25 protein-coding genes are annotated in these 24238 nt (G+C 61.1%); 11 read left to right on the forward strand and 14 right to left on the reverse strand.

Translation table 11 applies throughout. The features are described 5' to 3' along the window. Positions 1 to 14: 14 nt before the first annotated feature. Positions 15 to 824: a UDP-2,3-diacylglucosamine diphosphatase gene (locus tag J2Y83_RS20325; RefSeq protein WP_198718044.1), complete on the reverse strand. Its 810-nt coding sequence runs from the start codon at positions 822 to 824 to the stop codon at positions 15 to 17. Between the two features lie 137 nt (positions 825 to 961). Here J2Y83_RS20325 and J2Y83_RS20330 point away from each other — a divergent pair, with 137 nt between their 5' ends. The 3 genes from J2Y83_RS20330 to J2Y83_RS20340 all read left to right on the forward strand — a co-directional run bounded on the left by J2Y83_RS20330 (position 962) and on the right by J2Y83_RS20340 (position 3104). Continuing rightward, entirely contained in the window at positions 962 to 1714 is a 753-nt protein-coding gene (locus J2Y83_RS20330; protein WP_253397726.1) for an AraC family transcriptional regulator, read from the forward strand. Positions 1715 to 1810: 96 nt separating this feature from the next. Then, positions 1811 to 2695: a DMT family transporter gene (locus tag J2Y83_RS20335; RefSeq protein WP_253397727.1), complete on the forward strand. Its 885-nt coding sequence runs from the start codon at positions 1811 to 1813 to the stop codon at positions 2693 to 2695. Positions 2696 to 2822: 127 nt separating this feature from the next. Further along, a complete protein-coding gene (locus J2Y83_RS20340) occupies positions 2823 to 3104 on the forward strand; it encodes a hypothetical protein (protein WP_253397728.1) in 282 nt (93 codons plus the stop codon). Between the two features lie 44 nt (positions 3105 to 3148). Here J2Y83_RS20340 and J2Y83_RS20345 read toward each other — a convergent pair whose 3' ends face one another. Further along, positions 3149 to 3433: a SelT/SelW/SelH family protein gene (locus J2Y83_RS20345; protein ID WP_198718048.1), complete on the reverse strand. Its 285-nt coding sequence runs from the start codon at positions 3431 to 3433 to the stop codon at positions 3149 to 3151. 84 nt (positions 3434 to 3517) lie between these two features. Between J2Y83_RS20345 and J2Y83_RS20350 the strand changes: the two genes are divergently transcribed. After that, positions 3518 to 5707 (forward strand): patatin-like phospholipase family protein, encoded by a 2190-nt coding sequence (locus J2Y83_RS20350; RefSeq protein WP_253400423.1) that lies wholly within the window; start codon positions 3518 to 3520, stop codon positions 5705 to 5707. A gap of 83 nt (positions 5708 to 5790) precedes the next feature. Here the strand turns inward: J2Y83_RS20350 and J2Y83_RS20355 are convergent, their stop codons facing one another. Both J2Y83_RS20355 and recQ read right to left on the reverse strand, forming a co-directional pair. After that, the gene (locus J2Y83_RS20355; RefSeq protein WP_198718050.1) at positions 5791 to 6225 is read right to left on the reverse strand and encodes a MarR family transcriptional regulator; all 435 of its coding nucleotides are present in this window, start codon (positions 6223 to 6225) and stop codon (positions 5791 to 5793) included. Between the two features lie 121 nt (positions 6226 to 6346). Further along, a complete protein-coding gene (gene recQ / locus J2Y83_RS20360) occupies positions 6347 to 8473 on the reverse strand; it encodes a DNA helicase RecQ (protein ID WP_198718051.1) in 2127 nt (708 codons plus the stop codon). 274 nt (positions 8474 to 8747) lie between these two features. Here recQ and J2Y83_RS20365 point away from each other — a divergent pair, with 274 nt between their 5' ends. From J2Y83_RS20365 to J2Y83_RS20375, 3 genes are all read left to right on the forward strand, one after another. Further along, positions 8748 to 9335, forward strand: a complete 588-nt coding sequence (locus J2Y83_RS20365) for a YecA family protein (protein WP_253397729.1) — start codon at positions 8748 to 8750, stop codon at positions 9333 to 9335. 20 nt (positions 9336 to 9355) lie between these two features. Continuing rightward, a complete protein-coding gene (locus J2Y83_RS20370) occupies positions 9356 to 9739 on the forward strand; it encodes a YbaN family protein (RefSeq protein ID WP_198718053.1) in 384 nt (127 codons plus the stop codon). Positions 9740 to 9871: 132 nt separating this feature from the next. Further along, entirely contained in the window at positions 9872 to 13342 is a 3471-nt protein-coding gene (locus J2Y83_RS20375) for a hybrid sensor histidine kinase/response regulator (RefSeq protein WP_253397731.1), read from the forward strand. A 55-nt stretch (positions 13343 to 13397) separates the two neighbouring features. Here J2Y83_RS20375 and rmuC read toward each other — a convergent pair whose 3' ends face one another. Then, entirely contained in the window at positions 13398 to 14762 is a 1365-nt protein-coding gene (rmuC, locus tag J2Y83_RS20380; protein WP_198718061.1) for a DNA recombination protein RmuC, read from the reverse strand. Positions 14763 to 14937: 175 nt separating this feature from the next. Continuing rightward, positions 14938 to 15261 carry a sel1 repeat family protein gene (locus J2Y83_RS20385; RefSeq protein ID WP_253397733.1) on the reverse strand — a complete coding sequence of 108 codons (324 nt, stop codon included), beginning with the start codon at positions 15259 to 15261 and terminating at the stop codon, positions 14938 to 14940. 457 nt (positions 15262 to 15718) lie between these two features. Between J2Y83_RS20385 and J2Y83_RS20390 the strand changes: the two genes are divergently transcribed. The 4 genes from J2Y83_RS20390 to J2Y83_RS20405 all read left to right on the forward strand — a co-directional run bounded on the left by J2Y83_RS20390 (position 15719) and on the right by J2Y83_RS20405 (position 18872). Further along, complete coding sequence (locus J2Y83_RS20390; RefSeq protein ID WP_253397735.1) at positions 15719 to 16024, forward strand: hypothetical protein; 306 nt, start codon at positions 15719 to 15721, stop codon at positions 16022 to 16024. A gap of 443 nt (positions 16025 to 16467) precedes the next feature. After that, positions 16468 to 16692, forward strand: coding sequence for a hypothetical protein (locus tag J2Y83_RS20395; protein WP_007898912.1), 225 nt, complete (start codon positions 16468 to 16470; stop codon positions 16690 to 16692). A gap of 280 nt (positions 16693 to 16972) precedes the next feature. Continuing rightward, positions 16973 to 17455 carry a hypothetical protein gene (locus tag J2Y83_RS20400; RefSeq protein WP_253397737.1) on the forward strand — a complete coding sequence of 161 codons (483 nt, stop codon included), beginning with the start codon at positions 16973 to 16975 and terminating at the stop codon, positions 17453 to 17455. A gap of 145 nt (positions 17456 to 17600) precedes the next feature. Next, complete coding sequence (locus J2Y83_RS20405) at positions 17601 to 18872, forward strand: OmpP1/FadL family transporter (protein WP_253397739.1); 1272 nt, start codon at positions 17601 to 17603, stop codon at positions 18870 to 18872. Positions 18873 to 18937: 65 nt separating this feature from the next. Here the strand turns inward: J2Y83_RS20405 and J2Y83_RS20410 are convergent, their stop codons facing one another. The 8 genes from J2Y83_RS20410 to cobU all read right to left on the reverse strand — a co-directional run bounded on the left by J2Y83_RS20410 (position 18938) and on the right by cobU (position 24229). Next, positions 18938 to 19489, reverse strand: a complete 552-nt coding sequence (locus J2Y83_RS20410; RefSeq protein ID WP_198718059.1) for a glutathione peroxidase — start codon at positions 19487 to 19489, stop codon at positions 18938 to 18940. 34 nt (positions 19490 to 19523) lie between these two features. Continuing rightward, positions 19524 to 19646, reverse strand: coding sequence for a hypothetical protein (locus J2Y83_RS29625; protein WP_269816499.1), 123 nt, complete (start codon positions 19644 to 19646; stop codon positions 19524 to 19526). After that, a complete protein-coding gene (locus J2Y83_RS20415; RefSeq protein WP_253400424.1) occupies positions 19643 to 20842 on the reverse strand; it encodes an MFS transporter in 1200 nt (399 codons plus the stop codon). Before J2Y83_RS20415 ends, J2Y83_RS29625 begins: the two co-directional genes overlap by 4 nt. Positions 20843 to 20905: 63 nt before the next feature. Next, positions 20906 to 21310 (reverse strand): MarR family winged helix-turn-helix transcriptional regulator, encoded by a 405-nt coding sequence (locus J2Y83_RS20420; protein ID WP_247405041.1) that lies wholly within the window; start codon positions 21308 to 21310, stop codon positions 20906 to 20908. A 42-nt stretch (positions 21311 to 21352) separates the two neighbouring features. Continuing rightward, positions 21353 to 22081: an adenosylcobinamide-GDP ribazoletransferase gene (locus tag J2Y83_RS20425; protein WP_253397741.1), complete on the reverse strand. Its 729-nt coding sequence runs from the start codon at positions 22079 to 22081 to the stop codon at positions 21353 to 21355. 2 nt (positions 22082 to 22083) lie between these two features. Next, positions 22084 to 22659: an alpha-ribazole phosphatase family protein gene (gene cobC, locus J2Y83_RS20430; RefSeq protein WP_253397743.1), complete on the reverse strand. Its 576-nt coding sequence runs from the start codon at positions 22657 to 22659 to the stop codon at positions 22084 to 22086. Continuing rightward, positions 22656 to 23711 (reverse strand): nicotinate-nucleotide--dimethylbenzimidazole phosphoribosyltransferase, encoded by a 1056-nt coding sequence (gene cobT / locus J2Y83_RS20435; protein ID WP_253397745.1) that lies wholly within the window; start codon positions 23709 to 23711, stop codon positions 22656 to 22658. The genes cobC and cobT overlap by 4 nt, the downstream gene beginning before the upstream one ends. Then, positions 23708 to 24229, reverse strand: a complete 522-nt coding sequence (cobU, locus tag J2Y83_RS20440; protein ID WP_253397747.1) for a bifunctional adenosylcobinamide kinase/adenosylcobinamide-phosphate guanylyltransferase — start codon at positions 24227 to 24229, stop codon at positions 23708 to 23710. The genes cobT and cobU overlap by 4 nt, the downstream gene beginning before the upstream one ends. Between the last annotated feature and the right edge of the window lie 9 nt (positions 24230 to 24238).

Genomic DNA, 24238 nt, shown 5'->3' on the forward strand with positions numbered 1-24238 from the left:
GGCCGAGCAAGGCCTTAACCCGCGACCCTCTCCAATTTCAGCTGCGCCTCTTTGGCCTGCGCATCCGCCAACCGATACAACTCGATACTCCCATCCCAGTGCTCGATCAACGCCGTACACGACTCCACCCAATCCCCGCAGTTGAGGTAGTCCACCTCGCCTACCTTGCGAATCTCCGCGTGGTGAATATGCCCGCACACCACCCCATGCAATTCGCGCCGGGTCACTTCATGGGCGATGGCTTCTTCGAAATCGCTGATAAAGCTCACCGCGGTCTTCACCTTGTGCTTCAGATACGCCGAGAGCGACCAGTAGCCGTAGCCATACCGCGCACGCCAGTGATTCAACCAACGGTTCAACGTCAGGGTGAACTCGTAGGCCGAGTCACCGAGGAACGCCAACCAGCGGTGATAGCGCGTGATCACATCGAACTGGTCGCCGTGGATCACCAGGAGATGGCGACCATCGGCGGTGACGTGAATGGCTTCGTCCACCAACTGGATGTTGCCCAGGATCAGCTTGGAGTAGCGGCGCAGGAATTCGTCGTGGTTGCCGGTGACGTAGATCACCTCCGTGCCGCGCTTGGCCATGGTCAACAGGCGGCGGATCACATTGGTGTGGGCCTGGGGCCAATACATGCCGCCGCGCAGTTTCCAGCCATCGATGATGTCGCCGACCAAGTACACCTTATCGGCGTGGTAGCCCTTGAGGAATTGCGACAAGTGTTCGGCCTGGCAATCCCGGGTGCCCAGATGCACATCGGAAATCCACAGGGTACGAACCCGTTGCTTGCGGCTGGGTGTGGCGAATTCGGCACGGGTCATGGGCATCCCTCGACGGTGTTTTCGCGAGCTTGCGCCCTGGCGATTAATAGCCCATGACAGCTATGCGTCAGTCTGATGACAGCGCCCGCCGACGGCGAAGCGTTGTAGACTGGCAACCTGCTGCCCAGGAGAACGCAATGAGCGCGTCCCTCACGCTACGCCATTACATCGAAGCGCCGATTGCGCACAGCCATGACCATGCGCAGTTGGTCTTCGGCCTGTCCGGGCACCTGGACCTTGAAGTGGATGGGCAGGGTAGCCAGGTCCGCGAGAGCAGCGTAATGGTGCTGCCCTTCTCGGCTCACCACACCTGCGGCAGTCGCGACGGCAGCCGATGCCTGGTGCTGGACGTGCCCACCGAACACTGGGTGCTGCAATCGCTGGGCGAGCATGCCGATGCCAGCCGCCGTCTGCTCGACCAACCGACGCGCCTGGCGCTGGATTCGCGGCAAAACCAGTTGGTGCAATGGCTGGCGCACAGCCCGGTGGATGACCCGCTGATCGTCCAGCAAGGGGCGGTGCTGCTGCTGGCCAGCCTCAATCATCCGCTGGCCGCCAGCGTGTCGGGCCGCCGCTTGCCCTACACCGCGTTCAATGCGCATATCGAACAGCATGTCGCCCACCCCCTGCAAGTCGCTGACCTGGCACGCATCGCCGACTTGTCCGTCGCACGCCTGCATGCGCGGTTTGTTGCCGAGTGTGGGCAGACGCCCATGGACTACATCCGCAGTCGCCGCCTGCATAAGGCCTTGGGCCTGTTGCGGGAAACGCCACTGCCCATCGGCGAGATTGCCGAGCGCGTCGGCTATGCCTCGCAAAGTGCGTTTGCCGCTGCAATGCTGCGCGAATTCGGCGCCGCGCCGAGCGCCCTGCGGCGCACGACAAAATAGCGAGTCCTGCGCTAAAAATCGCGAGCCAGGCGACAGACACTCACGCACCCAGCCTCTAGACTGCGAGCCTGTCACCCCGTTGGTACAAGGATCGCAATGACTCCCCGCTCAGCCCTCGGCGCCCTGCATATCGGCGCATTGATGTTTGGCCTCACCGGCGTATTCGGCAAGCTGGCGGCCGCCTCACCGGCCATCATCGTGTTCGGCCGCGCCGCGTTTGCGGTGATTGCCCTGGCGATCTTTGCGCGCTTCGCCAGCAACGCCCCCTGGAAACAGCTGCAAATGCGCGACTGGCGTCGGCTGGTGATCAGCGGTGTGTTGCTGGCGGCGCATTGGGTCACGTTCTTCATTGCGGTCAAAGTCGCCGGCGTGGCCGTCGCTACCCTGGGGTTTACCGCGTTTCCGGCATTTACCGTGATCCTCGAAGGCTTGATCTTCCGCGAGCGCATTCGCGCCAATGAAGTGTTGCTGGTGGCTCTGGTCACGGTCGGCCTGGTGCTGGTGACACCGGACTTCAACCTCGCCAGCCAAGCCACGGGCGGCCTGCTCTGGGGCATCGCCTCGGGGTTGCTGTTCTCCCTGCTGTCACTGAATAACCGCGCCAGCTCCGGGCGGATTCCAGCGGTGCAGGCGGCGTTGTGCCAGAACGTGGTGGTCGCGCTGTGCCTGTTGCCCGTGGCCGCGCCGGGGCTGGCGGATGTGCGCGCGCTCGACTGGCTGTGGATCGGCCTGCTCGGCGTGTTCTGTACCGGCCTGGCCCACAGCCTGTTTGTCGCCAGCCTCGCAGTGATCAAGGCCCGCACCGCTTCGGTGGTGTTCGCCATGGAACCGGTCTACGGCATCAGCGTCGCCTGGCTGTTGTTTGCCGAAACCCCAACCTTGCGCATGCTGCTGGGCGGCGCGCTGATCATCGTCGCCATCGTGCTGTCCGGCCTGATGGGCAGCGCCAGCCAGGCCAAACAGCCGGCTGCAGCGGCCTGATCTATACTCTGCCCATCCGCAACAGTGTGTCGTCGTCTACGGATAAAGACTCCTCGACGACAGCCAGGATGTATGAAGTTGCTGCAAGCGAGTGGTCACTCCATTAACGCTATGCAGGAGTTGCATCATGGAAATGTTTATCAGCTTGCTCGTTCAGATCATCAGCGGTGCCGTCGGCGGTAATTTGGCGGGGATGACCAAACAGAGCCTGGGCACCGGGCTCAATACCCTCCTCGGCGGCGTCGGTGGCCTGGTGTTGGGCCAGATCGTCTCGGCGCTGACGGGCACGCCCGGTGGCGAAGCGCTGGATGTCGCGACGGTCGGCAGCAATATTGTCGGCGGTGGCGTCGGCGGCCTGTTGCTGACGTGGGTCATCGGCTTCATCAAGAGCAAGATGGCCGCCAAGTAAGCACGTACCAACCGGTCACCGCCCTTGTGCGGCGGTGGCCTTCATTACTTACGATCGTTGTGCCCCAGGTCGCGCTGCGGGTCGATCTGGTCGCGCACACGTTGCTTGAGCACTTTGGCCTCCGGGAAACCGCCATCAGCCTTGCGCTCCCAGATCTGCACGCCGTCGCAGGTAATGCGAAACGCGCCGCCGGTCGCCGGTTCCAGCGCCACTTTGCCTAGGTCTTCAGCGAAGGTACTCAACAGTTCCTGGGCCAGCCACGCGGCGCGCAGCAACCACTGGCACTGGGTGCAATAGGTGATGACGATCTCGGGTTTATTCGGCGACATAATTTGACAGGTTCCTGGCGTAACGGGCTGGGAGGGTCGGGTGGCTATAATACCGGCCTTTATCGTCCAGCCCCGAGATTCATGATGCACCGCCTGCTGTCCTGCCTGTTGCTCTGCCTGCTGCCCCTTCTTGCCGAGGCGGTTGAAACGCCACGCCCGAAAATCGGCCTGGTGCTGTCCGGCGGTGCCGCGCGCGGGCTCGCCCATATCGGCGTGCTCAAGGCCCTGGAGGAACAGGGGATTCATATCGATGCGATTGCCGGCACCAGCATGGGCGCGGTGATCGGCGGGTTGTACGCGTCGGGCTACAAGATCGATGAGTTGGAAAAGCTCGCGCTGGGTATCGATTGGCAGCGGGCGCTCTCCGATGCGCCTCCTCGGGAAGATGTGCCGTTTCGACGCAAGCAGGATGACCGCGATTTCCTGGTCAAGCAGAAACTCAGTATCCGCGACGATGGCAGCCTCGGCCTGCCGCTGGGCGTCATCCAGGGCCAGAACCTGGCGCTGCTGCTGGAAAGCATGTTCGCCCACAGCAGCAACACGCGAAATTTCGACAAGCTGCCGATCCCCTTTCGCGCCGTCGCAACCGATATCACCACCGGCGAAAAAGTAGTCTTCAGCAAAGGCCACCTGCCCCAGGTAATCCGCGCGAGCATGTCGATCCCTGCCGTATTCGCGCCGGTGGAACTCGACGGCCGGCTGCTGGTGGACGGCGGGATGACCGATAACATCCCGCTGGACGTGGCGCGGGAGATGGGTGTCGACATTGCCATCGTGGTGGACATCGGCACGCCGCTGCGCTCACGCAAGCAACTGGCCACGGTGGTGGACGTGCTCAACCAGTCCATCACCCTGATGACCCGGCGCAATTCCGAAGAACAACTCAAGGCCCTGAACCCTAAAGATGTGCTGATCCAGCCGCCGCTGGCCGCCTATGGCGTCACGGACTTCGGCCGCGCCAAGGACATGATCGACGCCGGCTACCGCGCCACCCGCGCCCTCGATGTGCGCCTGGCCCACTTGCGCCCCGCCGAACCGATCAACCCGGAACTGGTGGCCGCGCGCACCCCGGGCGAACGGACCCCGATCATTACCGCGATCAGCGTGGAGAACGACTCGAAAGTCAGCGACGACGTGATCCGCTACTACATCCGCCAAACCCTGGGCGAGCCGCTGAACCTGGATCGCCTGCAAGTGGACATGGGCACCTTGTATGGCCTGGATTACTTCGAACAGGTGCAATACCGCGTGGTGAAAAAAGGCCACGACAACACCCTGGTGATCAGTGCCCGCGGCAAACGCAGCGGCACCGACTACCTGCGCCTGGGCCTGAACCTGTCGGACGATATGCGTGGCGACAGCGCCTTCAACCTCGGCGCGAGCTACCGCATGAATGGCATCAACCGCCTCGGCGCGGAATGGCTGACGCGGGTGCAGATCGGCGATCGGCAGGAGCTGTACAGCGAGTTCTACCAACCGATGGACACCGGCTCGCGCTACTTCGTCGCACCTTACCTCAAGGCCCAGGCGCAGAATGTGGAACTGATTCTGGACAACGACCCCATCTCCGAATACCGCCTGGAACGCTACGGTTTCGGCCTGAACGTGGGGCGCCAGATCGGCACCAGCGGCGAGATCCGCTTCGGCGTCGGCGAGGCCTGGGGCAAGGCCGATGTGCGCATCGGCGACCGTGACCTGCCAAGCGTGAGCTTCAGCGAAGGCTTCTACGAACTGAAGTACTCCTTCGACTCCCTGGACAACGTGTACTTCCCCCACACAGGCGAAGACATCGGCCTGGCTTTGCGCGAATTCGAACCGGGGTTGGGTTCGGATCAACGCTACCGACAATGGGAGTTCAAGCTGGACAAGGCCATGAGCCACGGTCCGGACACGCTCGTACTGGGCGGCCGTTACGGGCGCACCATGGATAATTCGGACGTGGTGATATCCAGCTTCCTGCTGGGCGGCGCACGGCAGCTGTCGGGTTTTCGCCAGGATGCGATCTCGGGGCAGAACGTCAGCTTGATGCGCGCCGTGTACTACCGCCGGCTGACGCCACGCTCGTACCTGCCATTGGATTTCCCGCTGTACCTGGGCGCGTCATTGGAACGCGGACGGGCGTGGAACAACGACAATGAGTTCGACAGCGGCTATATCAACGCCGCGAGCATTTTCCTGGGGTTTGACACACCGTTGGGACCGCTGAATTTCAGCTACGGGTTCAATGATGACAATCAGCAAGCGGTGTACCTGAACCTCGGCCAGACCTTCTAAAACGCCGACCGTAAAACCCAATGTGGGAGCTGGCTTGCAGTGGCAAGCCGACTCCCACATGTTGATCTGCCGTGTACTTGAGGTCAGGACTTTTCCAGATTCGCCAGAATGTGCCCATGCACGCGCATGCACACCCGCAGGTCCTCTTCATCCACGCCCACGAACAACTCATGGCGCAACGCAGTGGCGATGGTTTCAATCTGCTCGATCAACGGTCGGGCGGTGTCGCACAGCAGGATGCGCTTGGCCCGGCGATCTTCCACCACGGCCTGACGTTGAACCAGTCCTTGGCCTTCCAGGCTGTCGAGCAACCGCGCCAGGGTCGGCCCTTCAACGCCGACACTTTGTGCCAGTTCGCGCTGAGTCGGCGCTTCTTCGAAACGAGCCAGGTGCAGCAGCACCAGCCAGCGTGCCTGGGACAAGCCTAGCCCCGCCAAACGGCGGTCCAGTTCGGCGCGCCAACCTCGGGACATTTGCGCCAACTGCATGCCAAAACGGTGTTGATCGGTTAACGGCATAAAAAACTCATGGTTTAGACTGAAAACAAAGTATGGCTAATTATTAGTCAGCTAAGCATGAGCCATGTCAGTAGGCAAGCGCTCGTCTGTACTGATTCGTTACATTGTCGCAATTGGCACACTAAATTTCGAACTCAGACTGCAACGCAGCACGCACGCAGTACAAAACCCCCTCGGGAACCCGCCCGGTGAACAGCGGTGCGATCTCCGCAACTGGTGGCAATTCGCCCTCACCGTCCAGGAAGGCATCCTGGATTTCGCTGAGCAAATCTTCTGGTAAATCAAGAGCCTGCTCTAACGACAACTGTTGCTGACCGATGGATTCGGCCAACAGCGTATAGACGTTTTTCTCCGAGCATTGCAGTTGGCCAGCGATCTGGATCGGGGTCATGCCGGCCCGCGCCAGGCTGATCAATTCGTGGCGAATATCGGCGATTTCCTTCGGCGCTTCGGCCTGGCCACCGAGCACTTCGAGGAAGGCCTGGCCATAACGCTCCAGCTTGCGCGCCCCCACACCACTGACCCGGCCCATTTCGGCCAGGGTGGTCGGCTGCTCGCGCAACATCTCCAGCAAGGTCGAGTCGGGAAAAATAACGTAAGGCGGCACGCTGTGTTCCTGCGCCAGTTTGCGCCGCAGGGTACGCAGGGCTTCCCACTGTTCACGCTCCTCAAAGCGCACCAGTTGGCTGGCCTGGCTGGTACTGCTCTTGGCGGTGGTCTGCGGCTTGAGGTCGCGGCGCAGTTCCAGGCTGACTTCGCCCTTGAGCAACGGCCGGCAACTGTCGTTCAGGCGCAGGCCACCGTAGCCTTCAATGTCGATGTCTACCAAGCCGCGCGCGACCATCTGGCGGAACAGCGATCGCCATTCGCCTTCGGCACGGGCCTTGCCCACCCCGTAGACCGAGAGTTTCTCGTGGCCGAAGCTGCGCACCTTCTCGTTGTCCTTGCCCAGCAACACATCCACCAGATGGCCGACGCCATAACGCTGACCGGTGCGGTAGATCGCGGACAAGCCCTGGCGCGCCGGCTCAGTGGCATCCCAGGTTTGCACGCCGTCCACGCAGTTGTCGCAATGGCCGCAGGGTTCGGGCATGTCTTCGTCGAAATACGCCAGCAGGGTCTGGCGGCGGCAACGCGTCTCTTCGCAGAGTGACAGCATGGCGTCGAGCTTGTGCTGCTCCAGGCGTTTATGGCGCTCGTCACCTTCGGAGTTCTGCAGCATTTGCTTGAGCATCACCACGTCTTGCAGGCCGTAGACCATCCACGCATCGGCCGGCAGGCCATCACGGCCGGCACGCCCGGTTTCCTGGTAATAAGCCTCGAGGGACTTGGGCAGGTCCATATGAGCCACGAAGCGCACGTTGGACTTGTCGATGCCCATGCCGAACGCGATGGTTGCCACCATGATCAGGCCTTCCTCGTTGAGGAAGCGCTTCTGATGATAAGCACGCAATTCGTTGGGCAAGCCCGCGTGATAGGGCAACGCCGGATAACCCTGCTCGCACAGGAAGGCGGCCACTTCGTCGACCTTCTTGCGCGACAGGCAATAGACGATGCCTGCATCGCTGCGCCGCTCGGACAGGAACGCCAGCAACTGCTTGCGCGGCTGTTCTTTAGGCACGATACGGTAAAAAATATTCGGCCGGTCAAAGCTCGACAGGAAGCGCTCGGCGTTCTGCAAATGCAGGCGCTCGACGATTTCTTCGCGGGTACGCTTGTCGGCGGTGGCCGTCAGGGCGATACGCGGAACGTCGGGGAACAGTTCCGCCAACTGCCCCAACTGCAGGTATTCACGGCGGAAATCGTGACCCCATTGCGATACGCAGTGAGCTTCATCGATGGCGAACAGGGCGATTTCCAGGCTCTGCAGGAAGGCCAGCATGCGCGGCTGCACCAGGCGCTCGGGGGCCAGGTAGAGCATTTTCACTTCGCCGCGCTTGATACGCGCGGCCAGGTCGCGCTGCTGTTCGGCGCTGAGCGTGGAGTTCAACGCGGCGGCGGCAACACCAAGCTCTTCGAGGGTCGCCACCTGGTCGTCCATCAGCGCGATCAACGGCGACACCACCACGGCGAGACCGTTACGCAGCAACGCCGGCACCTGGAAACACAACGACTTGCCACCACCGGTGGGCATCAGGACGAGGGCATCACCGCCATTGGCCACGCGCTCAATGATCGCACCCTGGCGGCCACGAAAACTGTCGTAGCCGAAGATGTCCTTGAGGACGCGTTGAGCCTGCTCGAGCATGTAAAACTCCAAATATCGCCGAAATCCCTCTCTACAGGCTGGCCGAAAAAACGCTGTTCTACGGAAAATAATCCGTAAGCGAAGTTTTCTCGGGTTGGCACTGGCCTGCAGGGGCATCACAAAACGCGGCAGTATACCCGAGCGTCGGCCGGCAAAGGGCGCGGCTGACGAACAGCGGCCGCTATCGAAAACCGGCCAAATATGCAGTGTGGCTGGCCGGGGCGCTCAAGAAAGCCTAGAATTCAGCATCGTTTATTCCCAAGGTAGTCCTTCAATGTCCTTCGCTGAGCAACTAACCCGCCTGCAAGCCTTCCTCGACGCCGATGAGCTGCATGACGAGGCGCTGGACTACGTGGCCGCCCACGGCTACCTGACCGCCCTGTCGATTTCTTCCGACATCGTGCCGGACCGTGAGTGGATCGACGCCTTGTTCGCCGAAGAACCTCACTACGCTGACGCCACCCAGCGCGAAGAGATCGAAGCCACCCTGCTCGCCCTCAAGGCCCACATCGGTCGCCAACTGGCCTCCGATGAGGAATTCGAGCTGCCGTGCGACCTGGACCTGGGCGAAGATCCGGACGACTCCGACCTGCGCGGCTGGTGCATCGGCTTCATGGAAGGCGTGTTCCTGCGCGAAGCCGCCTGGTTCGAAACCGCCGAAGAAGAAGTCAGCGAAATGCTGCTGCCAATCATGGTCGGTTCAGGCCTGTTCGACGACCAGCCGGAGTTCTCCGACATCGCCACCGACGCCAACCTGATGGACGACATGATCGTACAGATCCCGGAAGCCCTGACCGCCCTGTACCTGCTGTGCAACGCCCCTGACGAAAAACCGGCGCTCCTCAAGCCCCGTCACCACTGAGTCGCCTGCCCGTGATACCCATGGGCAAGCGCTCGCCGCTCCTGCGTTATGCACTACTGGCCATCGGTTGGCTGAGCGTAGCGCTGGGAGTGATCGGTATTTTCCTGCCGGTATTGCCAACCACCCCCTTCCTGCTTCTTGCCGCCGCCTGCTTCGCGCGAAGCTCCCCACGTTTCTACGACTGGCTGGTGGAACATCCGCGCCTGGGCCCATGGATTCGTGACTACCTGGACGGCAATGGCATCCCGCTCAAGGGCAAGGTCTACGCCATCGGCCTGATGTGGCTGAGCATCGGTTTTTCCTGCTACCTGGTGCCTCTACCCTGGGCGCGGGGCTTCATGCTGACCAGTGCGGTGCTGGTGACGATCTACATCCTGCGCCAGAAAACCCTGCCGCCGCGCTGAGCCTCTTTAACACCAGCCCCTGCGACATTAGTGCTCACGAGACCTTGGTCGACACTGACTAATCCCCAGGCATCATGCGAGACTGTCCGACCGGGCTCGAAACGCCTGGGTGTGTTTATGTCCGGAGTTACCATGACGCTGTCCAGCGGGCTGATCGCCGCCGTTGCCTTGGCCTATATGGCCACTATGTTTGCCATCGCCTTTTACGGTGACCGCCGCCATGCGCCGCTGCCGCCGCGTATGCGTGCCTGGGTGTACAGCCTGTCGCTGGCCGTTTATTGCACCAGTTGGACCTTCTTCGGCGCCGTAGGCCAGGCGGCCGAACAACTGTGGGCGTTTATACCGATCTACCTGGGACCGGTGCTGTTGCTGGTATTGGCCCCTTGGGTCCTGCAAAAGATGATTCTGATCAGCAAGCAGGAAAACATCACCTCTATCGCTGACTTTATCGCCGCACGCTACGGCAAATCCCAATCGTTGGCGGTGGTGGTCGCGCTGATCTGCATGGTCGGCGTGCTGCCTTACATCGCCCTGCAACTCAAGGGCATCGTACTTGGGGTGAACCTGCTGATCGGCGCTGGCGCGGATGCTACCGGCACCCGAGCTCAGGACACGGCGCTGATCGTGTCGCTGGTGCTGGCGTTGTTCACCATTGTCTTCGGTACGCGCAACCTCGACGCCACCGAACACCACCGCGGCATGGTGCTGGCGATTGCCTTTGAATCGATCGTCAAGCTGTTCGCGTTTCTCGCGGTCGGTGCGTTTGTGACCTACGGCCTCTACGACGGTTTCGGCGATTTGTTCAGCCAGGCGATGCTGGCGCCACGGCTGGAGGAATACTGGAAAGAAACCGTCAACTGGCCAACGATGGTGGTACAGACCGGCGTCGCGATGATGGCGATCATCTGCCTGCCCCGGCAGTTTCACGTCACCGTCGTGGAAAACATCGACCCCCAGGATTTGCGCCTGGCCAAATGGGTGTTCCCTGCGTACCTGATCCTCGCAGCACTGTTTGTCGTGCCGATCGCCCTCGGCGGCAAAATGCTCTTGCCCGGCTCGGTGCCGCCCGATTCCTACGTGATCAGCCTGCCCTTGGCCGAGGCCCATCCGGCCCTCGCCTTGCTGGCGTTCATTGGTGGCGCATCGGCCGCCACCGGCATGGTGATTGTTGCGAGCATTGCGTTGTCGACCATGGTTTCCAACGACATGGTGCTGCCTTGGTTGTTGCGCCGTTCCAGCGCGGAACGGCCGTTTGAAGTGTTCCGCCATTGGTTGCTGTCGGTACGCCGCGTCAGCATCGTGATCATCCTGCTGCTGGCTTATGTCAGCTACCGATTGCTGGGCTCCAGCGCGAGCCTGGCGACTATCGGCCAGATCGCTTTCGCCGCAGTGACCCAACTGGCACCCGCCATGCTTGGCGCGCTGTATTGGAAACCGGCGAATCGGCGCGGCGTGTTTGCCGGCTTGGCGGCGGGCACGTTCCTGTGGTTCTACACCTTGGTCCTACCGGTTACCGCGAAAAGCCTGGGCTGGTCGCTCAGCCTTTTCCCGGGTCTGACCTGGTTGCATTCCCACCCGCTCGGCTTGCCCCTCACCTCGCTGACCCTGGGCACCGTGTTCTCCCTGGCGGGCAACTTCACGCTGTTCGTCTGGGTTTCGATGCTCTCGCGTACCCGGGTGTCCGAACACTGGCAGGCCGGACGCTTCATCGGCCAGGAAACCAGCCAACGCGCCAGCACTCGCTCCATGTTGTCGGTCCAGATCAGCGACCTGCTGAGCCTGGCCGCGCGCTTTGTCGGGGAAGAACGCGCCCAGCAAAGTTTTATCCGCTTCGCCTATCGCCAAGGCAAAGGCTTCAACCCCAACCAAAATGCCGATAACGATTGGATCGCGCATACCGAACGCCTGCTGGCGGGCGTACTCGGCGCCTCCTCGACTCGCGCCGTCGTAAAGGCCGCGATTGAAGGTAGGGACATGCTGCTGGAGGACGTAGTACGGATCGCCGACGAAGCCTCCGAAGTGCTGCAATTCAATCGAGCCCTGCTACAAGGCGCCATCGAAAACATCACCCAGGGCATCAGCGTGGTGGATCAGTCTCTCAAGTTAGTGGCGTGGAACCGCCGTTACCTGGAGCTGTTCAACTACCCCGAAGGCTTGATCAGCGTCGGCCGGCCGATTGCCGACATCATTCGCTACAACGCCGAGCGCGGCTTGTGCGGTCCGGGCGAGGCCGAAGTGCATGTGGCGCGACGCCTGCACTGGATGCGCCAAGGCCGCGCGCACACCTCCGAACGCCTGTTCCCGAATGGACGGGTGATCGAACTGATCGGCAACCCGATGCCCGGCGGCGGTTTCGTCATGAGCTTCACCGACATCACCGCGTTCCGCGAGGCCGAACACGCACTGACCGAGGCGAACGAGGGCTTGGAACGACGGGTCACCGAGCGTACACACGAGCTGTCGCAGCTCAACGTGGCGCTCACCGATGCCAAGGGCGTGGCCGAGTCCGCAAACCAATCGAAGACCCGCTTTCTCGCAGCGGTCAGCCATGACCTGATGCAACCGCTGAACGCTGCACGCCTGTTCTCCTCCGCCCTCTCTCACCAGAACGATGGCCTGTCGAGCGAAGCCCGGCAACTGGTGCAACACCTGGACAGCTCGCTGCGTTCCGCCGAAGACCTGATCAGCGACCTGCTGGACATCTCGCGCCTGGAAAACGGCAAGATCAACCCGCAACGCCAGCCGTTCGTGCTCAACGAACTGTTCGACACACTCGGTGCCGAATTCAAGGCACTGGCCCAGGAACAAGGCTTGCGCTTCCGCTTGCGCGGCAGTCATTTGCGGGTCGACAGTGACATCAAGTTGCTGCGGCGCATTTTGCAGAACTTTCTGACGAATGCATTCCGCTATGCCGACGGCCCGGTGCTGCTGGGCGTACGCCGACACGAGGGCGAGCTGAGCCTGGAAGTATGGGATCGCGGTCCTGGCATCCCGCAGGATAAACAGAAGGTGATTTTCGAGGAGTTCAAGCGTCTGGACAGCCACCAGACCCGCGCTGAAAAAGGCCTCGGCCTCGGCCTGGCGATCGCCGATGGCCTGTGCCGCGTATTGGACCATCACCTGAGCGTGCGTTCATGGCCGGGCAAGGGCAGCGTGTTCAGCGTGCGCGTGCCGCTGGCTCGCAACCAGACCAGCCCGCCGATCAAGACCGTGCAGGAAAATGGTCTGCCCCTGAGTGGCGCGCAGGTGCTGTGTGTGGATAACGAAGAAAGCATCCTGATAGGCATGCGCAGCCTGCTGACGCGTTGGGGCTGCGAAGTATGGACCGCCACCGACCAGGCGCAGTGCGCCGCGCTGCTGGCCGACGGCGTGCGCCCACAACTGGCGCTGGTGGATTACCACCTGGACCACGGCGAAACCGGCACGGAGCTGATGGCTTGGCTGCGCACGCAGTTGGCTGAGCCGATCCCCGGCGTGGTCATCAGCGCCGACGGCCGTCCGGAGATGGTGGCGCAAGTGCATGCCGCGGGGCTGGATTATCTGGCCAAGCCGGTGAAGCCCGCGGCGTTGCGGGCGTTGCTCAGTCGGCATCTACCGCTTTAATCAGGCTGAACTCAATCCATTGCCGAGGCTCGATAGCTCCGACATTGACCCGACTCTATTCGGGTAAGTGCGCCACACCGTCGGCATCGGTCATTGCCCGCTCCAGCAGATCGGCGGGCAGGCTCTTGCTGGCGCGGGCGCCGAGCAACCTTAATTGTTCGGTGCGGCTGACCAGATTACCGCGACCATCTGTCAGCTTATTCCGCGCGGCGCTGTAAGCCTTATCCAACTGCTGCAGACGGTTGCCCACTTCATCCAGATCCTGGATAAACAGCACGAACTTGTCGTACAGCCAGCCGGCGCGCTCGGCGATTTCCCGGGCGTTCTGGCTCTGACGCTCCTGTTTCCAAAGACTGTCGATGACCCGCAGGGTGGCGAGCAAGGTGGTGGGGCTGACAATGACGATATGGCGGTCGAACGCTTCCTGGAACAGATTGGGCTCGGCCTGCAAGGCTGCGGAAAAAGCGGCTTCAATCGGCACGAACAGCAACACGAAATCCAGGCTGTGCAAGCCCTCCAGGCGCTTGTAGTCCTTACCGGCCAGGCCCTTGACGTGATTGCGCAGGGACAGCACGTGCTGTTTGAGCGCGGCCTGGCCGATCACATCATCGTCCGCCGCCACATACTGTTGATAGGCGGTCAGGCTGACTTTGGAGTCCACCACCACCTGTTTGTCATCGGGCAACATAATCAGCACGTCCGGCTGGAAGCGCTCACCGTCCGGGCCTTTCAGGCTGACCTGGGTTTGGTACTCGCGGCCCTTCTCCAGGCCGGCGTGTTCCAGCACACGCTCAAGGATCAGCTCGCCCCAGTTGCCCTGGGTCTTCTGGCCCTTGAGCGCGCGGGTCAAGTTCGTGGCTTCGTCCGACAGACGCAGGTTCAGTTGCTGCAGGCGTTCAAGCTCCTTGCCCAGGGAAAAGCGTTCGCGAGCTTCGTTCTGATAGCTTTCTTCGACACGCTTTTCGAAAGACTGGATGCGTTCTTTCAAGGGATCAAGCAACTGCCCGAGGCGCTCCTGGCTGGTTTCGGCAAAGCGCTGTTCACGCTCGTCGAAAATCTTCCCGGCCAGTTCGGCGAACTGCGCCCGCAACTCGTCCCGCGCGCCCTGCAGGTCAGCGAGGCGTTGTTGATGGCTTTCCTGTTGCTCGCGCAGCTCCGCACGCAAGGCCGCCGACAACGCGTCAAGGCGGCGCAGTTCGGCTTCCTTGGCGCTGCGGTCGAGGTTCCAGGCGTGAGCCGCGTCGCGGGCGTTGTCGCGATCGATCTGCAGCAATTCGACTTCGCGACGCACGGCGGCCAAGTCAGCCTGCTTGGCGGCATTGGCCTGGCTGAGGTCGCTGATCTCGTCACGACTGGCGTCCAGTTGGGCAGCCAAACCTTCCTGGGCCAGTTGCGCAGTGGCCAGGCGCTCTTCAAGCAACTCCCAGCCGGCCATGCGCGCGGCCAAGCGCCGCTGAAGCTGCCAGCACACGGCCAATAACGGCACTGCCGCGCCAGCAAGTCCCAGGGCAATACTGGTCCAGTCAAAAGCCATAGCCATGTCTGCCATCACCGAAAAAGAGCAAGGTTAACCAAGCAAGGGAGTTGAGGACAGCTCAGTCTTCGACCTGGCCCAATTCACGCTGGGCGCGGCGGTCGCCAGCGCGAGCGGCCAGGCGCAGGAGGTCGTGGCCGATACGGCGGTCGCGGGCATTACCACATTCGCGGCACATCAATTGGCCGAGTCGGCTTTGCGCGGCGACAACGCCGTCACGGGCCGGCTGTTTGAGCAAGCGCCCGGCAAAATGTTTGACGTTGGTGCTGTGGCCTAGGCGCGGGCTGTCGAGCAACCACAATGCGACTTTCAAGGAGAAGCGCTTGGGTGGGGTAACAGCCGGAGGGGTGTCGGTAGCAGAAGGTGACACTGAGCGAAACTTCATAAAGCACTGCGGGACAGAACGGAAGGCGCGCCACTCTACTCTTTTTTTCGTACAGGTAAAGCCGAAAAAAACCTGCACGCCCGTGCTAGAGCAAGCGCTTGGGACAATCCACAGAAGCTGTGGATAACTCAGTGGACAACCCTCCTTTAACTCGCGCAAAGCCCCATGGAATGGGGGCCGCAGTCAAACTGACGATTTTTTCACCAATAAAAAAAAGCGATATTTTTCATTGACTTAAATTTTCATTGCAGGCAAACGGAGCCAATTCGAAACACTTGACAGGCCGGTGACACATACTGTGAACAATGTGTACAAGCCCCTCTTCCCTGGTTATATCGCCGGTGTTTTTTGATCCGACACTGCTTGAATATGTTACCGGCACGGCCAGGCAGGGACTTTTCAAATTCAGTGCAGGTCGCCACACTGCCCCACCTACAACGCAACCACGTGCGGGTCGATGAAAGGAATTCTGTTATTCACTGTGTTGCTGCTGGCTATCTGCGCGACCTCCCTGGGAGTCAATGCCGCACTACCCTCGCCCGACGGCGCATTGTTCGCCATCGCGATCCTGCTCTCTGCGGCATTCACTGCCATCAGCCTGAGCATTGAGTTGGGCGAAGGCAGGATCAACGACATGGGCGATGTGATAAAAGTGGTCGAGACCGGCCAGTCCCTGCGACTGACCCTGGCCGCGTATGCACTGGGCTGTTCATTGGCGGCAGCCGTCACGGTACTGGTGTATCACGGGCTGCTGGACGGCTGATTGAAGTTTTTTTGTTAGCACGCTTTCATTCATCGCTTCAATCCGTTATCATCGGCAGTGTTAGTACCAAGCTGAAAGTCAATTCTGGTCGAACAACTCCCCTGAACAACACGGGATCGACCACCTCGATGGTTTCCAGGTATCACTTGCGACGACACAGCCTTTGAACAAGCAAAGGGTGTCGCGAAGTATCAATACTCTGACCGAACCAACCTGCCAATTGATCAGGATCTTCACCCTGGGCCCAGAACCTTTGCCCCTGTTGTGTTGCCTGCCCTCCTAAGTACCTACCTGCCAGCCCAAGCGCGCCTAAACTATTAGCGCTTCAAACTGGCTGCTTTGTTCCAGTCGGGTTCTTCGTTCGATCAATGGTGATCAACGTCACTGGAACGTTTTAACGTTGCGCGGTTCTTAACCGTGTTATTTGTAGGAACACCAATAATATGTCCACTCAAATCCATACTCAGGATGCCATTCGCACCCTCACCAACGCTTTTGCACCAATGAACTGTCTGATCATGGCCGCTCGCAAAGGCTGCTTCAGCTTCACCCTGGTCAACGAACACGGTATCGCTCGTCACAGCGAACGCCTGTACCCCGATCAATACTCCAGCGCAGAACCGCTGCAGGCCGTGATCGAGCGTACCCGTCAGGCACTGGTTGCCTGATCGACCCGAGCTGCTGAAACACAAAAACCCTGTTTAAAACGCAGGGTTTTTTATTGCCTGATATTCAGGATTTGAATGTTTTCACTCAGCACAAATAGATATAAACGTTATAACTGATTAAAGAAGATGTTTTAAAAACAGTCCTTTACACCACGAATATGACACTACACTTCAACTCAAGCGGCTTGATCCGCTTCCGACGGGCCTGAGATCCGATCCACCGCTGCCAAGCCCCCACCCGCTCAGGCTTCGTCGACCACTTTCACGGATTGAGGCGAGTATGGGTATCGCTGCCAGCGAATTGTGTCGTTATGTGATCAAGCCGACGCTTATTTACCTCGGGCGCCACGACCAGACGGCTGAATCTCTGTTGCTGGGCATCGCCGCCAGCCAGTCGGAACTTGGCTCCGCCTTGCACGACCGTCGCGGCCACGGCCTGTATAGCATCACCGAACCACGCCACCGCGCCCTATGGGACACCTACCTGGCGCTGGACCCGGAACGCGCCAGCCTGGTGCGCGGCCTGGCCAGCCAGCATGCTTTCCTCAGCGCGCCCCAGCTTGAGCTGACCGTTAACCTGCGTTACGCCACGGCCATCGCCTGGCTGCTGGTGGAACAACAGCGCCTCGTCTTGCCCGCACCGGGAGATGTATTGGCCATGGCGCGTATCTGGAAAGAAATATTTCACCCTCAAGGCCGCCTTCGCGATTTCACCCATGCCTGGAAATCCTGTGTTTCATCCATGAATCAGGTGGCTTGCTGATCGGGAAATTTGCAATATTCGCTAAAAAGCCGCGATTTTGGTAGGATTGTCCTACAAAACCGCTCTATCTCCAGTGTTACAGCCTATAGCGTGATGTGTAATTTGTTGATACTTTCCGCTGCGGTGATCACACGGAGTTCTAATAATGAAAAAAGTAATGCTCAAGACCACACTTAGCCTCGCCGTTGCCATGGCATCCTCCCAACTGTTCGCAAGCGGTTTTGCACTCAACGAACAGAGCGTCAGCGGGATGGGTACGGGTTTCGCAGGTCGCTCCTCCTCTGCCGATGATGCAAGCACTGTCTACGGTAACCCTGCCGGCATGTCTCGCCTGAACGGCCAGCAAATCACTGGTGGCGTTGCAGCCATTGATGCATCGACCGATATCAAAGACACCAGCGGCACCGCGCGCGGAACCAACAAAGGCGACATGGTTCCATTTATCGCCGTTCCGTTCGGCTTCTACACCAACAAACTCAACGATCAGTGGTCAGTCGGCTTCGGTGTCTACGCACCGTTCGGCCTGGTGACCGATTATGAACGCGGCTATCAGGGCAAGGGCTACGGCAGCAAAAGCGAAGTCAAGGTCATGACCTTCCAGCCGACTGTCAGCTATGCGTTCAATGACAAGGTGTCCATCGGTTTCGGCCCGACCATCAACCGGATTTCCGGTGTGCTTGAGTCGGACAAAACCCTCAACCCGAATGTTGCAGACACCAACGTCAAGATCAAGGGTGACGACACCGCGCTGGGCTTCAACGTCGGCGTGTTGGTCCAGGCGACCGATACCACCCGAGTCGGCTTGACCTACCACTCGAAGGTCAACTACAAGCTCGAAGGCCACACCACAATCAGCGGCCCGGCCCAGACCCAAGCGGTCCTGCGCAACAACCGTTACGACGCTTCGCTGAAGATCGAGACGCCTGAGTCCTACGACCTGTCGGTGACTCAGGACCTGACCGATGCCTGGAAACTCTACGGCGGTGCCACCTGGACACGCTGGAGTCGCCTGAAAGAAATCACCGTCAACAACCAAGGCGTGACCAGTGCCGGCGGCATCGCCGCGCCGAGCCAACTCACCAGCATCAGCGAGCCGCAAAACTGGCACGACACCTGGGCTTACGCTGTGGGCACCTCGTATCAGTTGACCAAGCAGGTCGTGCTGCGTACCGGCCTGTCCTTCGACCAGTCGCCGACCAACAACACCGATCGTTCGCCACGTATCCCGACCGGTGACCGCACGATCTTCAGTATGGGCTTGGGCTACAAAGTCATGGATAACATGACCGTCGACCTGGCTTACTCCTACCTGAAGGAAGAGAAGGTCAATATTGATCGCAGCACCGCGCCGAGCTACCACGCCAAATACGACAACAGTGCCAACGGTTTCGGCCTGGGCATGACTTACACCTTCTGATTCAGACCGGTGAAAAAAAGCCCCGCTCTCCTGCAAAGGAGGCGGGGCTTTTCAATGGGTAACGATCAGGGTTTCGACGCTAACGCCTCTTCCACCGCTTTGAGCAAGTCCGGGCTGTCCGGCTTGGTCAGGCTGGAAAAATTGGCGATCACCTTGCCCTGGCGATCCACCACGTACTTGTAGAAATTCCACTTTGGCGCGCTGCTCTGCTGCGCCAGTATCTTGAACAGATGCACGGCATCCGGCCCCTTGACCGTCTGCGGCTCGGTCATGGTGAAGGTAACGCCATAATTCACGTAGCAAACCTTGGCGGTTTCCTCACCGGTCTTGGCTTCCTGCTTGAAGTCATCGGAAGGCACGCCAATCACTTCCAGGCCCTGGCCCTTGTAGCGCTGGTATAACGCCTCGAGGCCTTTGAATTGCGGCGCAAACCCACAGAAGCTGGCGGTATTGACGATCACCAGAGGCTTACCGGCAAAGCGCTGGCACAGGTCGATGGATTCCTTGGCGCGCAACTTGGGCAACTGCCCCTCCAGCAACGGCGGGCAACTGGCAGCCATGGCCGCACCGCCAAAAGCAGCCATCAGGACGGGTACTGCAAGCCAGCGCATCTGCATATCGTGTGTCCTTCAAAGGAGTCAGACCACGAACTTAACAGATCGACATACCCAGTTGCATCAACGCCAGCCCACCGCGCTGCCAGCCCCACCACGCCAGAAGCAGCAGAAGCGTTGCCGCCCCTGCCCCAACCAGCCAATAGCCATTGGAACTCATGCTACCTCCATCTGCGTCTGCAACCGCGCCACCGGCCGCTCACGCACCGGCCAGTTCAGAGCGGCGGCGAGCAGGCTCAAGAGAATCGCCACTTGCCAGATCAAATCGTAGTTGCCGGTTCGATCATAGACCACCCCACCCAACCAGCCGCCGAGGAACGAACCGAGCTGGTGGAACAGGAACACGATCCCACCGAGCATCGAGAGGTTTCGCACACCAAACAGCGTCGCGACCGTACCATTGGTCAGCGGTACTGTGGACAACCACAAGAAGCCCATCGCCATACCGAACAGGTAGGCCGAGACTTCAGTCACCGGCGCCCACAGGAACAGCCCGATCACCACCGCCCGCAACAGGTACAGGCCGGTCAGCAGGCGCGGCTTGGACATGCGCCCGCCGAGCCAGCCGGCGGTGTAGGTGCCGGCGATATTAAACAGGCCGATCAAGGCCAAGACGGTGGTGCCGGTAGTCGCCGGCAAATGCTGATCGATCAGGTAAGCCGGCAGATGCACGCCGATAAACACCACTTGGAAACCGCAGACGAAAAAACCGAACGCCAGTAGCCAGAACCCGGAGTGGGAGCAGGCTTCCTTCAGCGCTTCACGTAAGGTTTGCTGCCCGGCCATGACAGGCAGCGGCCGATCCTTGAGCATGCTCACCAGCGGCAGAATCAGCGCCACCATCAAGCCCAGCGCCAGCAGTGCCGCCGACCAACCCAGCCAACTGATCAAGCCCAGGGTGCCCGGCACCATGGCGAACTGGCCGAAAGAACCGGCGGCACTCGCAATGCCCATGGCGATGCTGCGTTTTTCCGGTGGCACGGCACGGCCGACCACGCCCAGAATCACCGAAAACGAGGTGCCGGACAGGCCAATACCAATCAACAAACCGGCGCTCAACGATAACGACCACGCCGAATCGGACATCCCCATCAGCACCAGGCCGACGGCGTACAACACACCGCCAACCAACACCGCCTTGCTCGCCCCAAAGCGGTCGGCCAGGGCGCCGGTGAACGGCTGCGCCAGGCCCCAGATCAGGTTCTGCAAAGCAATGGCAAAGGCAAACGTCTCACGTCCCCAGCCGAATTCGGCGCTCATCGGCGCCAGGAACAGCCCGAAGCCATGCCGCACACCCAGGGACAACGCCAGGATCAGCGCACTCCCCACAAGAATCCAGCCACTGGTGCGCCACATCGAAGTCATTTCTTATTCTCCATTTACGGGTATATACCCGCTTGTAGTCGAACAAACCCCCGTTCAGGCGAGTTCATCCAGCAAGGCCAACAGGGTTTCGCGTTTTTCCGCGCCCAACCGATCAATCAATTTCTGCTGCGCCGCCTCCCAGGCCGGCAAGGCCGCTGCCAATCGCGCCGCGCCGGCTTCGGTCAACAGCACCAGGCGGTTGCGCAGATCGTCGCCCTCGACCAACCGCACCAGGCCTTCGCCTTCCAGTACACGCAGGTTGCGCCCCAACGTACTGCGATCCAGGCCCATGGCGTCGGCCAGGCTGGAAATACTCGGCTGATCGAGACGCTGCAGATTACACAGCAAAGAATACTGGGCGACGTTGATCCCGAAGCCGTCGAGAGCGCCGTCGTAATGCCTGCTGACGCCACGGGCGGCACGTCGCAGGTTGGTGCATAAACATTGGGAGGCAAGCATGGAACGTGTATATACCCGCGATTCAGCAAATGCAAGCAAGTGTTACAGCGCCAGACCGACCAGAACCGCCACTTCCAGCAGCTCCAGCAGCGCGCCGGCGGTGTCGCCCGTGGTGCCGCCGAGGCGCTTGACCATCAGGTGGCGCAGGCCGATAAAGCACAGCGCCGCGAGCAGGACCGCGATCCCGCCGCTGAAACCACCGATCAGCAGGCAGGCCAGACCGCTGAGGATCAGCACCTGCTGGCCGACAATCCTCGGTAAGTGATCCGACAATGCCTGGCCCAATCCTCCGGCACGCACATAGCGTGTAGTGAGAAACAGCGCGAGCATCGACGCACGCCCGATCAGCGGCGCGAGGATCAGCGCTGCGCCATTGTGCTGCTCGATCAGCGCCACCAGCGCGGTGAACTTGAGCAGCAATACCAGGCCGAGGGTGACCACGGCGATCGGCCCGCTACGTGGGTCTTTCATGATGGTCAGGGTGCGTTCGCGATCGCCGAACCCACCGAGCCAGGCGTCCGCGCTGTCCGCCAGCCCGTCCAGGTGCAAGCCGCCGCTGAGCAACACCCAGGCCGTCAGTAACAACGCGGCGTGCAGCAACAACGGCGCGCCCGCCAACGCGAGGTTCAGGCCCCACAACAGCAGGCCGAACAACAGGCCCACCAGCGGATAAAACAGCAGTGAGCGCCCCAGTTCCTGCGGTTGCGGCATGCCCGACAGACGAATCGGCAGGCTGCTCAGGAACTGCAGGGCGATCCAGAACGGCAGCATGTTCAGCGCCCTTCCTTCAACACGCCGTCGGCCGCGACCTGCAGGCTGAACAGCGCGCCATGGCCGACTTCGACATTCAGCAACTGCGCTCGGGGCAAACCGCGCGCCCGGGCCAGCAGCAGACGCATCACGCCACCGTGGCTGATCAACAACACACGCTGGCCGGCATAAGCCTGATGCAAGCGTGAGACCGCGCCGAGGACCCGATCGGAAAAGTCGCTGACACGTTCACCGTCAGGTGGCGTGAAGCTATAGGGGTCGGCCCAGAACGCGCCCAGCCCTTCGGCGTCGGTCTCCATCAACGCCGCCGCGCTCTGCCCTTCCCAGGCACCGAAGTGCAATTCCTGCAGAGCCTTTTCCAGGCTCACTGGCACGTTGAGTGTTGCGCCGAGCTCTTGCGCAAACCGCGCGCACCGTTGCAGCGGCGAACTGATCAGGCGATCCCACGGGCCCTGCTCGGCCACGGCAGCGCGCATTTGCGCCCAGCCGTTTGCGGTGAGCGCATCGTCGAGGCTGCCGCGCAGGCCACCGCCCAATTCGGTTTCGCCGTGGCGCAACAGGTCCAGGTGCAAGGTCATGCCGGGCGGTCCGCCACGGCGGCTTCGGCGAATGTGGCCATCTGCCCGTGCAGCGCACAGGCCAGGCGCAGCAGCGGCACCGCCAGGGCCGCGCCGCTGCCTTCGCCGAGTCGCAGACCGAGTTCGAGCAACGGTTGTGCGTCGAGGCTGTGCAGTACGTGGCGATGGCCCGGCTCGGCGCCGCGATGGCCGAACACCAGCCACTCACGGCATGCCGGGTTCAGCCGCGTGGCGACCAACGCCGCGACGCTGCAGATAAAGCCGTCCACCAGCACCACAATGCCATCCTGGGCGCAGGCCAGATAGGCACCGACCAACGCTGCAATCTCCAACCCGCCGAGGTTGAACAGGGTTTGCAACGCGTCACCGCGTTGCGCGGCGTGCACGGCCAGCGCACGTTCGATGACCGCGACTTTGTGGCTGACGCCCTGGGCATCCAAGCCGGTGCCCGGCCCGGTCAAATCACTGACCGGGCAATCGAGCAAGGCACACGCCAACGCGCTGGCGGCGGTGGTGTTGCCGATCCCCATCTCGCCGCCGATAAACAACTGCGCGCCGCTCGCCAACGCACGGCGCGCGCTGTCGCGACCGGCCTGCAGCGCCAGCCGCCCTTGTGCTTCGGTCATCGCCGGGGCGTTGACGAAGTTGGCGGTGCCCGCTGCGATATTCAGGTGACGCACACCGGGCAGGTTCAGCGACGGCGTCACCGTGCCGAGGTCGATCACTTCCAACTGCGCCGTCAGTTGCTGCGCCAATACGCTGATGGCCGCACCGCCGGAGACAAAGTTATGCAGCATCTGCGCGGTGACTGCCTGGGGATACGCCGACACGCCTTCGGCCACCACGCCGTGGTCGCCGGCAAAGATGGCGATCCACACCTGCTCCAGCGTAGGTTTGACCCGACCTTGCAAGCCGGCCAACTGCACCGCCAACGCTTCCAACTGGCCGAGGGAGCCGGCCGGCTTGGTCAATTGCTGTTGGCGCGCCAAGGCCTGTTGATACGCCAAAGCGTCGCTGGCCTTGCACGGGTTGAGCCACCAGGTTTCCGTCATAACGCAGTACCTTTCAAAGTCAGGGGCAGGCCGGCAACGGTCAGGACAACACGCTGACACCGTTCGGCCAAGGCTTGATGCAGCCAACCGGCTTCATCCACATAGCGGCGAGTCAATTCGCCCAGCGGCACGACACCCAAACCGGTCTCGTTGCTGACAAACAGGATTTCACCGGGCAATGAGGCCAGGCTTTCCAGTAATTGGTCACGCTCAAAAGCCAGGCGCTCGGGGTTATCGAGCAGCAACAGATTGGTCAGCCAGAGCGTGAGGCAATCCACCAGCAGGCAGCGCTCGGGCGCGGCGTTTTCACGCAGCACCCGTGCCAGTTCGATCGGTTCTTCGATCAGGCCCCAGGCATCTGGGCGACGCTGGCGATGCAGGGCGACGCGCTGGTTCATCTCGCCGTCCAGCGGTTGGCTGGTGGCGATATAAATGACGGGCAACGCGCTGTCGCCGGCAAGTTTTTCGGCGAGGCGGCTTTTGCCGGAACGGGCGCCGCCGAGGATCAGTTGGAGCATGGGAGGGCA

Origin of the sequence: Pseudomonas marginalis (assembly GCF_024169655.1) — a bacterium.
GTDB classification, from domain to species: Bacteria; Pseudomonadota; Gammaproteobacteria; order Pseudomonadales; family Pseudomonadaceae; genus Aquipseudomonas; species Aquipseudomonas paraveronii.

What these genes read in the sequence shown, in the direction of transcription:
- J2Y83_RS20335 (WP_253397727.1), top strand. Translation starts at nt 1,811, where the DNA reads ATGACTCCCCGCTCAGCCCTCGGCGCCCTGCATATCGGCGCATTGATG.
- J2Y83_RS20350 (WP_253400423.1), top strand. Translation starts at nt 3,518, where the DNA reads ATGCACCGCCTGCTGTCCTGCCTGTTGCTCTGCCTGCTGCCCCTTCTT.
- J2Y83_RS20370 (WP_198718053.1), top strand. Translation starts at nt 9,356, where the DNA reads ATGGGCAAGCGCTCGCCGCTCCTGCGTTATGCACTACTGGCCATCGGT.
- J2Y83_RS20410 (WP_198718059.1), bottom strand. Translation starts at nt 19,489, where the DNA reads ATGCAGATGCGCTGGCTTGCAGTACCCGTCCTGATGGCTGCTTTTGGC.
- J2Y83_RS20405 (WP_253397739.1), top strand. Translation starts at nt 17,601, where the DNA reads ATGAAAAAAGTAATGCTCAAGACCACACTTAGCCTCGCCGTTGCCATG.
- J2Y83_RS20390 (WP_253397735.1), top strand. Translation starts at nt 15,719, where the DNA reads ATGAAAGGAATTCTGTTATTCACTGTGTTGCTGCTGGCTATCTGCGCG.
- J2Y83_RS29625 (WP_269816499.1), bottom strand. Translation starts at nt 19,646, where the DNA reads ATGAGTTCCAATGGCTATTGGCTGGTTGGGGCAGGGGCGGCAACGCTT.
- J2Y83_RS20385 (WP_253397733.1), bottom strand. Translation starts at nt 15,261, where the DNA reads ATGAAGTTTCGCTCAGTGTCACCTTCTGCTACCGACACCCCTCCGGCT.
- J2Y83_RS20325 (WP_198718044.1), bottom strand. Translation starts at nt 824, where the DNA reads ATGACCCGTGCCGAATTCGCCACACCCAGCCGCAAGCAACGGGTTCGT.
- J2Y83_RS20355 (WP_198718050.1), bottom strand. Translation starts at nt 6,225, where the DNA reads ATGCCGTTAACCGATCAACACCGTTTTGGCATGCAGTTGGCGCAAATG.
- J2Y83_RS20365 (WP_253397729.1), top strand. Translation starts at nt 8,748, where the DNA reads ATGTCCTTCGCTGAGCAACTAACCCGCCTGCAAGCCTTCCTCGACGCC.
- J2Y83_RS20330 (WP_253397726.1), top strand. Translation starts at nt 962, where the DNA reads ATGAGCGCGTCCCTCACGCTACGCCATTACATCGAAGCGCCGATTGCG.
- J2Y83_RS20415 (WP_253400424.1), bottom strand. Translation starts at nt 20,842, where the DNA reads ATGTGGCGCACCAGTGGCTGGATTCTTGTGGGGAGTGCGCTGATCCTG.
- cobU (WP_253397747.1), bottom strand. Translation starts at nt 24,229, where the DNA reads ATGCTCCAACTGATCCTCGGCGGCGCCCGTTCCGGCAAAAGCCGCCTC.
- J2Y83_RS20420 (WP_247405041.1), bottom strand. Translation starts at nt 21,310, where the DNA reads ATGCTTGCCTCCCAATGTTTATGCACCAACCTGCGACGTGCCGCCCGT.
- recQ (WP_198718051.1), bottom strand. Translation starts at nt 8,473, where the DNA reads ATGCTCGAGCAGGCTCAACGCGTCCTCAAGGACATCTTCGGCTACGAC.
- cobC (WP_253397743.1), bottom strand. Translation starts at nt 22,659, where the DNA reads ATGACCTTGCACCTGGACCTGTTGCGCCACGGCGAAACCGAATTGGGC.
- J2Y83_RS20375 (WP_253397731.1), top strand. Translation starts at nt 9,872, where the DNA reads ATGACGCTGTCCAGCGGGCTGATCGCCGCCGTTGCCTTGGCCTATATG.
- J2Y83_RS20400 (WP_253397737.1), top strand. Translation starts at nt 16,973, where the DNA reads ATGGGTATCGCTGCCAGCGAATTGTGTCGTTATGTGATCAAGCCGACG.
- cobT (WP_253397745.1), bottom strand. Translation starts at nt 23,711, where the DNA reads ATGACGGAAACCTGGTGGCTCAACCCGTGCAAGGCCAGCGACGCTTTG.
- J2Y83_RS20395 (WP_007898912.1), top strand. Translation starts at nt 16,468, where the DNA reads ATGTCCACTCAAATCCATACTCAGGATGCCATTCGCACCCTCACCAAC.
- J2Y83_RS20425 (WP_253397741.1), bottom strand. Translation starts at nt 22,081, where the DNA reads ATGCTGCCGTTCTGGATCGCCCTGCAGTTCCTGAGCAGCCTGCCGATT.
- J2Y83_RS20345 (WP_198718048.1), bottom strand. Translation starts at nt 3,433, where the DNA reads ATGTCGCCGAATAAACCCGAGATCGTCATCACCTATTGCACCCAGTGC.
- J2Y83_RS20340 (WP_253397728.1), top strand. Translation starts at nt 2,823, where the DNA reads ATGGAAATGTTTATCAGCTTGCTCGTTCAGATCATCAGCGGTGCCGTC.